General features: G+C 38.7%; 7 protein-coding genes. 2 read left to right on the top strand and 5 right to left on the bottom strand.

What is annotated here, in order from left to right:
* Together GKR71_RS14035 and GKR71_RS14030 are read left to right on the top strand one after the other, a co-directional pair.
* A partial coding sequence (locus tag GKR71_RS14035) for a phage terminase large subunit family protein (RefSeq protein WP_230085089.1) occupies positions 1-987 on the top strand: 987 nt, incomplete at its 5' end.
* A 2-nt stretch (positions 988-989) separates the two neighbouring features.
* Positions 990-2,045: a phage portal protein gene (locus GKR71_RS14030; protein WP_154634455.1), complete on the top strand. Its 1,056-nt coding sequence runs from the start codon at positions 990-992 to the stop codon at positions 2,043-2,045.
* 352 nt (positions 2,046-2,397) lie between these two features.
* Here the strand turns inward: GKR71_RS14030 and GKR71_RS14025 are convergent, their stop codons facing one another.
* The 5 genes from GKR71_RS14025 to GKR71_RS14005 all read right to left on the bottom strand — a co-directional run bounded on the left by GKR71_RS14025 (position 2,398) and on the right by GKR71_RS14005 (position 8,885).
* Positions 2,398-3,978: a hypothetical protein gene (locus GKR71_RS14025; RefSeq protein WP_154634454.1), complete on the bottom strand. Its 1,581-nt coding sequence runs from the start codon at positions 3,976-3,978 to the stop codon at positions 2,398-2,400.
* On the bottom strand, positions 3,971-5,011 hold the full coding sequence (locus GKR71_RS14020; protein WP_154634453.1) for a nucleoid-associated protein: 1,041 nt from the start codon (positions 5,009-5,011) through the stop codon (positions 3,971-3,973). The genes GKR71_RS14025 and GKR71_RS14020 overlap by 8 nt, the downstream gene beginning before the upstream one ends.
* A 700-nt stretch (positions 5,012-5,711) precedes the next feature.
* Positions 5,712-8,372 (bottom strand): toprim domain-containing protein, encoded by a 2,661-nt coding sequence (locus GKR71_RS14015; RefSeq protein WP_154634452.1) that lies wholly within the window; start codon positions 8,370-8,372, stop codon positions 5,712-5,714.
* A gap of 77 nt (positions 8,373-8,449) precedes the next feature.
* A complete protein-coding gene (locus GKR71_RS14010) occupies positions 8,450-8,671 on the bottom strand; it encodes a TraR/DksA family transcriptional regulator (protein WP_004254739.1) in 222 nt (73 codons plus the stop codon).
* Positions 8,664-8,885: a DUF2732 family protein gene (locus GKR71_RS14005; RefSeq protein WP_154634451.1), complete on the bottom strand. Its 222-nt coding sequence runs from the start codon at positions 8,883-8,885 to the stop codon at positions 8,664-8,666. Before GKR71_RS14005 ends, GKR71_RS14010 begins: the two co-directional genes overlap by 8 nt.
* Positions 8,886-8,936 lie beyond the last annotated feature (51 nt).

Genomic DNA, 8,936 nt, shown 5'->3' with positions numbered 1-8,936 from the left:
AAAGTGGCTTCAGCGATGGCCACACAAACAGGGTTACGCCGTACTTATTTTTCGACACCATCGAGTGAAGATCACGAAGCCTACGAGTTTTGGACAGGAGATTTTTATAACAAAGGCAAGCCGGAGAATGAACGCAAAATCATTGAGCTATCCCATAAGGTATTAAAGCTTGGCCATTACTGCGCGGATAGTATGTGGCGGCAAATCGTGAATATCCATGATGCCATCGCACGCGGACTGAACCGCGTTAATTTGGAAGAAATCAAAGACGAAAACCCACCCGATGATTTTCGTAATTTATACGAGTGTGAGTTCGTTAAAACCGGTGAACGGGCATTCAGTTATGATGCCTTAATTAATTGTGGCGTGGATGGCTATAACAGTGATGTTTGGCCCGACTGGAAACCTTACGCACCACGCCCGCTGGGTAATCGCCCTGTTTGGGTTGGCGCAGACCCAACCGGTACCGGTGATAATGGCGATGGGTTGGGATTAGTCGTTGCCTCACCACCGGCAGTCAGTGGCGGGAAATTCCGTATTATTGAAACTATCCAGTTACGCGGGATGGCCTTTGAAAAACAAGCCGAAGAAATCAAACGCATTACTCAACGTTATAACGTGCAATCCATCACTATTGATGGCACAGGGGGTACTGGTGCCGCCGTGCACGAGCTGGTCGTTAAATTCTTTCCTGCCGCCAATTTACTCAACTATTCGGCTCCTATCAAACGCATGATGATCATGAAAATGCTCATGCTCATTCGTAATGGCCGTTTTGAATACGATGCAGGGTTACATAAACCGCTGATCACCTCTTTTATGACCATCAAAAAAATTCAAACCCCAAGCGGGATTATCACCTATGAATCAAGCCGTGTTCGCGGCTTAGACCACGGCGACCTTGCATGGGCGGCAATGAATATTTTCTCTAACGAAGCGATATCCAGTGAAACTGGCGGCGCTGGCGCACAAGTTATGGAGTTTTAAACATGGAACAAGCAACAGAATTAGCAGCAACCGAAGAACAAACACAACGCCCTGAATTTTGCTCATTTACGTTTGACCCGCCATCAATTGTTTCTTGCGGCAGTGATTTGCTGGACTGCATGGAGTGCAATCACAATGGCCGCTGGTATGAAACCCCGATTGATTTTACAGGCATTGCACGCTCGTTTACCTCGTCAGCGGCCTACCATCAATCACCGTTAGTGTTCAAGCGTAATGTGATCACCAGTTGTTTTGAACCAACACCGTATTTATCACGCCCTGATTTCACCACCTTAGCGCAGGATTTTGTGGTTTTTGGTAATGGTTACCTTGAAAAACGCATTAACCGGCTCGGCGATATGTTAACGCTCAAACCCTCCTTGGCTAAGTACACTCGCGCCGGTGTGAATGAGGGGCAATACTGGCAAGTGAAGAATTACCAAGATGCCTACGAATTTCGCAAAAATAGTGTGATTCATTTGAAAAATCCGTGTATTCACCAAGAGATATACGGCGTTCCCGATTATTTGGCGGGGCTTATTTCCGCTAACTTGAATCATTCAGCCACCCTATTTCGGACCAACTATTATGAAAATGGCAGTCACGCCGGTGTGATGGTGTATCTTTCCGCGGCTTTGGCTGACGACAAGGCTGTTGAGTCATTAAAGAAATCACTCACCGAAGCGCGCAAAGGTAAAGCATTTAAAAATATCTTTGTGTATGCCGCCAATGGCGGTAAGGATGGGATTCAAATACTGCCATTCTCACAAATCAGTGCCAAAGATGAGTTTGTCGGCATCAAGGACACCACCCGCGATGATTTGTTGGCCATGCACCGCATACCACCACAACTGATGGGGATCATTCCGCAAGGCTCCGGTAGCCTTGGCGATATCGAAAAAGCTGCAATGGTGTTTTGGTTCAATGAGTTACTACCGCTGATGGAAAGCATGAAGTCGATTAACGACATGCTAGGTGTTGAAGTGATCCGCTTTAAACAATATGCGTTACTGGATTTTTTGACGCAGGCGAAGAACAAAGAGCCTAACTATAAATAAACCATCCAATTCACGTTAATCGATGCTCTCCCTTTCAAAGCTAATAGAACGGCCTTAGCGCCGCTCTATCTGTTCCACATACCCGAATTTATTTCTTATCTGATCTAGGCTGTACAGCCTGAATAATCGCAAATAACACCACTCACGAGCTAATCACATTAATAGCCAGCGCGGCCCATCTTTACCCCTTTGCGCGCGCTTGCTCCCCCGCCTCGCCCGCACACAAAAGGTGTGGGATTTTGTGCAGGTGTGCGGAGCTGGCTAGCCCATAGCTGTTCTGGGCTAGATTGATTTTAGTCACACATAAAAAGTTATTCATTGTTGTTCAAGATTATCTAGTAAGCAAAACGATTTAATCTTCTGAGGAACTGAAAATTTGTCGTAGCCGAGCAATCATATCATGAATAGAAACATCAGGATTCATGTAAAAAAACAACAGCAAAACGATTAGAACAATACACAGGTTAAAGAAGATCCATATATTTCTATATGAACATTTTCGTTTATCGATATATTCACTGTCATTCTTTTTTAATGTCGTAGTATTAATGATATTGTTAAGATCATCTTCATTCAGTAAATCTTTATATCTATCATGGATAGTGTCATATTTATTGAGTAATCGTTCTTTCTCCTCCTTAACTTCTTTTAAGGATAGGTATAAATAAACAAATGAGAAAAAAACAAAAAATAAAGTTATAACCATCACTTCAAAGGTTACAACACCAGTATAGGACTTTGATAAAAGAATACGAATCAAAAAAATACTAATAAAAAAGGTAACAATACTCCATAGGCTTGATTTCAAAGAGGAAAACATATTTTTTGTTATTTCCGATGCCTTGTCGGATTGAGACAACAAAAATTCAGAAATTTTATTTTTTATTTCAATATACTGTTTTACATTTTCTTTTAAATAAATATCATAGCCGGACTCTATAGACTTTAATACACCATCTGAAATTTTGGTAATATCATTTTCTTTTGCATATAAAGAAATGATATTTCTAGCCAAACCAAGCTTGTCAATAAAGTTTCCATCAGTATAAACCCATGAGTAGATATCATAGATAATACTATTTGATTCATTTTTAATTTCATTAATTTCTATAGCATTATTAATGAGCCTATAGCCTTTTAATTTAAATATAACTTCATTACTTTCCAATTTAAAATCACTATAATCGCTAAGATAAACCAATGATAAAGTAACAACTAGGTTATCAAACAACGACTGTATTTTTTCATATGGGCACGATGTTAATAATTTAAAATCATCAGGAATAAATTTCAACTCTGAGTCGAGTGCAAAGTGACAAGATTTATTTCTTTTACTAATTAATAGCTGACGATCAATTTTTTCAAAAAAATGTTCAGATTGCTGATAGGCTGATATAAAATATAAAGAGCACGTATTAAAATTGGAATAACTATCCCATAGTATGAACTGCATTTTTTCATTTACATTAAAGTTCTTTAGCTTAAACAAAAATTGCAACTCACTGCCATTATTAAAAGCATTGAAAAATGATTCACAATCAAAGACATGAGTACTATTGTCTCTCTTGATAGCTTCTTCTTTATAGACAGTAACATTAACACTGAGGATATTATTTAACTCATTTATATCACAACCTATAAAACTAATATTATCACTAATATTATTAATTTTATCTTGTAATGTCGTTGAAGTGGTTTTATTTGTAATTAATACTATTCCATACCCATCAAAGTTAAATTCAATATCAAAATTAATATTATAACTCTGACTTATAGATACGACCTTTTGAAATAAAGCGACACCATCATTATTTATGATGGTGTTTTTGACCTTATATTTTGCTTGACATGTGTTAAAATCATCACAAACAAAAACTCGTTCCGTTTGTAACAAAAAACTTGATATTTGTTCAAGCAAACCAAGATCACTCATTATCAATTCCACCAAACTCTTCATACCCCTTATCGGTATATATTTTAATGTATTTACCTACTGAGTCAATCTCCGCCTTTATTTTATTAGAAAAATCCGTGATTTCTCCATTAATTTTTAATTCAAAATTTTCATCAAGAACAATGGTTTTTTTCATTCTAGCTTTAAGAACTTTTTCATCTAACTCAAATTGAGTATCAAACCCTCTTCTTTCATCTTCTGGTAGCTTATTGAGTTTTGCAATAAATTTGTCTTTTTGTTGTTCTAGCTCTTCATTTTCAAATTTATGGGAACTAACTTTTTCGACAAAATCATCAAAAGCAAATGTTTCATTATTCCTAAAGTAACTAATGGTATCATTACGAATAAGCCAATAATCTGCTGGAGATGTTTCTTTTATTTCATCTTTTAATAACTTATCAATTGACATAAATGCATTTCTAGTATTTGTTTCTGAACTTGATAATTCTTCAGCAGATAAGAAACGGTTCCACCAATATTCACTAATTCCTGTACCACTATCTGAAATAAGAAGTTGCTCAATTTCATTACTATCATTCACACATGCTAAACACGTTTTTTGCAGCCGTGTTTTTTCTGGAAGCCCTTGTTTTAACGTAACATCATTTTCATCTAAAAAACCATTGTGTTCAATCTTAAGGATGGCAAACCTTTTTTCGTTATCAATCAGTAATAACAAAATTAAAAGCGCACCTTTTTGTATCTGTTTATTAAGTCGTTCTATTCTAGCTTGCGCCTCAATTTCAACGCTTAATAATTTTTCAGCAATATTTTTTGTTCTTGACTCCCAGTCTTCCTGTTGTTCAATAAGTGAAACAATATGACTTGGCACTAATTCATTAATATCTCTAAATTTATAGCCCTTGTTTCTTTTTGTCTCAACCAATTCTCGTAACACTTTTTTACAATAACTAACAAAATCGTTGTTTTGTTCTAGGGGACGCTCTAAAACTGAGTTATCTTCAATTGATACGTTAAATAATGCACTTTTTAATAGCTCAACACTTGCCATTTTCAAAAAAACCTCATTGTTTGTAATTTGTAAATTTTTTTAATTATTACTGTGTTTCTAAAAAAAGATAAGTGTATATATCACAGTTTTTGAAACAATTTATTTTTATTACACCTTCGTCCACTATACAACACTCTTAGAGTCCTATTGCATTGGATCTCATCACTCAAGGCTATTTCTAACTTGCTGACTACAAAATAACGGTAAGGTTTTCGGAAAAGCGTTACAACCGTTACAGCATCCAAAAACAACTAATAACTTACTGATAATAAAGCATTCTCATGTAACGTTTGAACCGTTACAAAGCATCACAAAATAGAGTCTAAAACGTTACATCCTTATAAAACAATAAGTTGTATTTCTAATTTGTAACCTTTTAGAACAGTTACACGTAACGGCAAAGTAATGCTTTTGTAATGTTTTCATATATCTATATTTTAATTATTAATCAATTAGTTATAGAGGAATATTAAAATTGTAACGTTTGTAACGCCTTTCCGAACCCCTCCCACAAATTCTCTATATTTATAAAAGAGATTAAATAACAGTCAATTATAATTCTACTGTTTACAGATTTACTTACTTTGTAGCTATTCAGAATATTCGTGTTGTTGGCAAACTTGGCTTATAGATGAAGAATTATCTTTAAATAAAAGAAAGGCTGCACTAGGCAGCCGATAGAAAGAAAAATAGACGATAACTAGCTTTCATTGTTTTCTTGGAATACCCAACATCTAAGCACATCTGGCTTCGACAACGTACTCCCCACCGCAAGAGTGCTATTAAACTGATTGTTTACCACACTTCGCACCGTCTTAACGCCCACAAACTTACGCATGCGCCCCGCTTTCAATAAATTTTTAATATCCGTATTCAATTGTATAGACTGACGGTATTCGCTGGCCACCTGTGCAATATGGTTAAAGTTCACTGCATAAACTCCCTTTTCACTACTATGATTCACACCAAAGGCCTCGTTATCGTGTAAATAGTCAAACAGCTCCCAAAACTCCATCACTTGCGGTTGGTCGAGTTGGATCGCTTGGACACGTTGTTTGGCCAACTCAATAATAAAGTCACGGGTTTGGCGAATATGAGCCGCTTTTACAGGAAGAACTAACGCTAACGTTTCCAATAATGCGATTAACTGTGCATGGTTTTTGGCGATCCGCTCATGGTTAATCGCCTTATCCGCAAATAACTGCGCCTGTAAGCCATCTACGCGCTCATTGTATTGCTTTAAAATCGCCGCTTCTTTCATCAATACCGTAGGCAAAAAACCGGATAACCTTTCAATGGGATAACGCTCTAGGGCAATAGCGGCATAACGGGTTTCAACGCTTTGCTCGGCTTTATCGGTATAGAGGTGAATAATCCGCTCTAAAACGGCGCGTGAAGCGTTTATCTCTGCGTTCTGTGCAATCACAATACTGCCTTTAAATAACGGCTCGTAGGTCTCATTACCGCTATTTTTCACCCCTAACGAACGCGTTGCACGGCCGTTATACAGTGACTTAAGTTCTTCCCAATCAAAGGCTTTTAGTTTTGCGTTATCTTGCACGCGATCACTTTCAATTAAACACACTGGCAAATTACTTATCTGTGAAAAGTTTCGTCCTCGAGCGGCAACACTCGATTTTGATGCATCGAACCCCTCATAATCTGCGCGACCACATAAACGCCATAAAAACTCAATCAACGTACTTTTACCTGAACCAGGCTCACCGCATATTTCTAAAAATGGGTAGCTTTTATGGGTCTTGCGTATCTGCTCCGCAAAGAACGAACCCAACCAGAACGCCAATACCACATAACCTTTTGCGCCAAACGCATCCCATAGGGAACTTAACCAACTGGTATCAAATTGGCTAAAATCAGTATTAATGGCCAATGATGGGCTAAGGCTTAACGTTTTGATATCCAACTTATTAAGAGAGAAATAATCTTCCTCATTTAACGTAAAACACTTACCATCCTGCACCGCAACATCATTAAATACATACACACCATACTCTTTGTTATAACCCACATAATTTTGCGTGATCACCTCTTTGATATCCGGCAAGGCTTGTTTACAAATGCGGTCCAATTGCAAAGTTGTGCCGGTATAAACCGCCCCTTTGGCCACATGCAATAAACGCTTTTTGAATTCACTGGCACTGGTTAACTGTGAGGCGGTAAACGTGGCTTTAACTTGCGGCTGGCGAGGGAAATCGACGCGCATGTAATACCATGATTCATCGGTTTCAACAGACTTTTGGAAATATAACGGAGTAGGATAACAATTAGCGATTTCAACCACAGTACCTGACTCTTTTACCGCTTTTTGTCTGGCTTCATCTTCATCTAAATCGGGTTCGGCATCATGAATGCGTTCAATGGTCTTCATCATTTTATCAATATCCAACTTAAACCAATACAAGCGGTTATCATGTTGAAAATCGAACTCTGAACGTTCCGTCCAGTTAAACATTAAACGCGCCTTTTCAAACGCGGTTGAGGCTAACAACAACTTGCCGTAATAGCGATAACGGGCGATATCGCGCTCCGTTAGCTTGCCTTTCATATGCAAGTCATTCCAATCATTGCCACACTCTTTTTCAGCGGGTCGAGCGGCCGTGGCTTTCCAGCCATCATCATAGCTGCGGGCAACAAACTTTTTCATGGCGCGTTCGCCGGCTGCGCCATTATCTAGCGCCCAAACCAACAACGGCTTTTTATTGTTCCCTAGTGCAGCTTTCAGCGCATTCAACGCGACTTCAGGGTAATTATGGCAAGTCATTAACGATACAGTCGCAATTCCATTTTGAATCAAACTCAACGCATCAAAGATCCCCTCTGTCAGCCAAATCTCTTTCGCTTGAGTTAAATCCTGTTGTGGTAATGTCCACCAATGCCCTTTATAGGAACCAAAGAAATTAGCTTTGCGATCAAACCGTGAGGGCCTATCAATAATGCGTTCCCAATATGCCCCCTCGGGTAAAGCAAATTTAACCGTTGCAGCACCTAACCCATTGGCATGATAGCTAGACTCGGAATACAACCCATTCAACGGAGCGATATCTAGCCCTCGTGCGTGCTGTAAATAAGCATCTGCGGCTGCATTCGGGGCTTGTTGCGTCTTGGGGTAGTGCGCTGACCAATCATCAAATATATCGGGGTAAATCTCTTTTACAATCAACTCAGCGCCACATTTATTTTCACGGCCACAACGCAACACAAACGGCATTTCAATTGAGGTAAATAGCTCTTTTTTCTTGCAACTTGGGCATACACCTTGGCGTAAATAACCGTTTTGCTCTTTGAATTGAAAGTCGTGTACGAGGCGAGGTAATAACGACTGAATATGATATGATTTCATGTGATAACCTTAGAGCACACAATCCACGTCCATCCCGCAGGTTGTGTGCTTTTTATTTGCTTACAGAAAATGATTTCTCATACGCTGTGGTAATGTTTTTCTTTCAGTTCAAACAGAATTTGGCAGTCAATGCACAAGGTACAGCCAATAACCGCTTGGCGGCGAGCTTCTGGTATCGGGTGATCACAATTCTCACACTCAAACGCAGATACCCTATTCGCTGGCTTCCTAGCAGCTTGAATATTCTGTTCTAGCACTAATGCGGCATGTTCATTGGCGCGGTCGATAACATCAGACATAATTAAGATCTCCCGCTTGTGACTCGAATTTGTCCGCTTCATCAACCAATAATTGGTGTATTTGCGCGTAATCTAATTTTTCTGTTAATACTTTTTGAGCTAATTGACGTTGGCGATCAGCAAAACGGTTCATTAATGATTTGCGTTCATCTTCCCGATTAGCTTTTATATTTTCAGCCACAGGGGTAAATATAGGATCTGGAATATGTCTCATTTTAAAACCTCATTTTTAGGTAATAAAAAGCCCTGACCGATAAAGGTCATT

Origin of the sequence: Providencia sp. wls1922, assembly GCF_009706505.1 — a bacterium.
GTDB classification, from domain to species: domain Bacteria; phylum Pseudomonadota; class Gammaproteobacteria; order Enterobacterales; family Enterobacteriaceae; genus Providencia; species Providencia lanzhouensis.
The sequence above is the reverse complement of the archived record's forward strand: the minus strand, read 5'-3'. Positions and strand labels throughout refer to the sequence as shown.

Coding starts and splice junctions, on each gene's coding strand:
- GKR71_RS14030 (WP_154634455.1), top strand. CDS start 990: ATGGAACAAGCAACAGAATTAGCAGCAACCGAAGAACAAACACAACGC.
- GKR71_RS14005 (WP_154634451.1), bottom strand. CDS start 8,885: ATGAGACATATTCCAGATCCTATATTTACCCCTGTGGCTGAAAATATA.
- GKR71_RS14020 (WP_154634453.1), bottom strand. CDS start 5,011: ATGGCAAGTGTTGAGCTATTAAAAAGTGCATTATTTAACGTATCAATT.
- GKR71_RS14010 (WP_004254739.1), bottom strand. CDS start 8,671: ATGTCTGATGTTATCGACCGCGCCAATGAACATGCCGCATTAGTGCTA.
- GKR71_RS14015 (WP_154634452.1), bottom strand. CDS start 8,372: ATGAAATCATATCATATTCAGTCGTTATTACCTCGCCTCGTACACGAC.
- GKR71_RS14025 (WP_154634454.1), bottom strand. CDS start 3,978: ATGAGTGATCTTGGTTTGCTTGAACAAATATCAAGTTTTTTGTTACAA.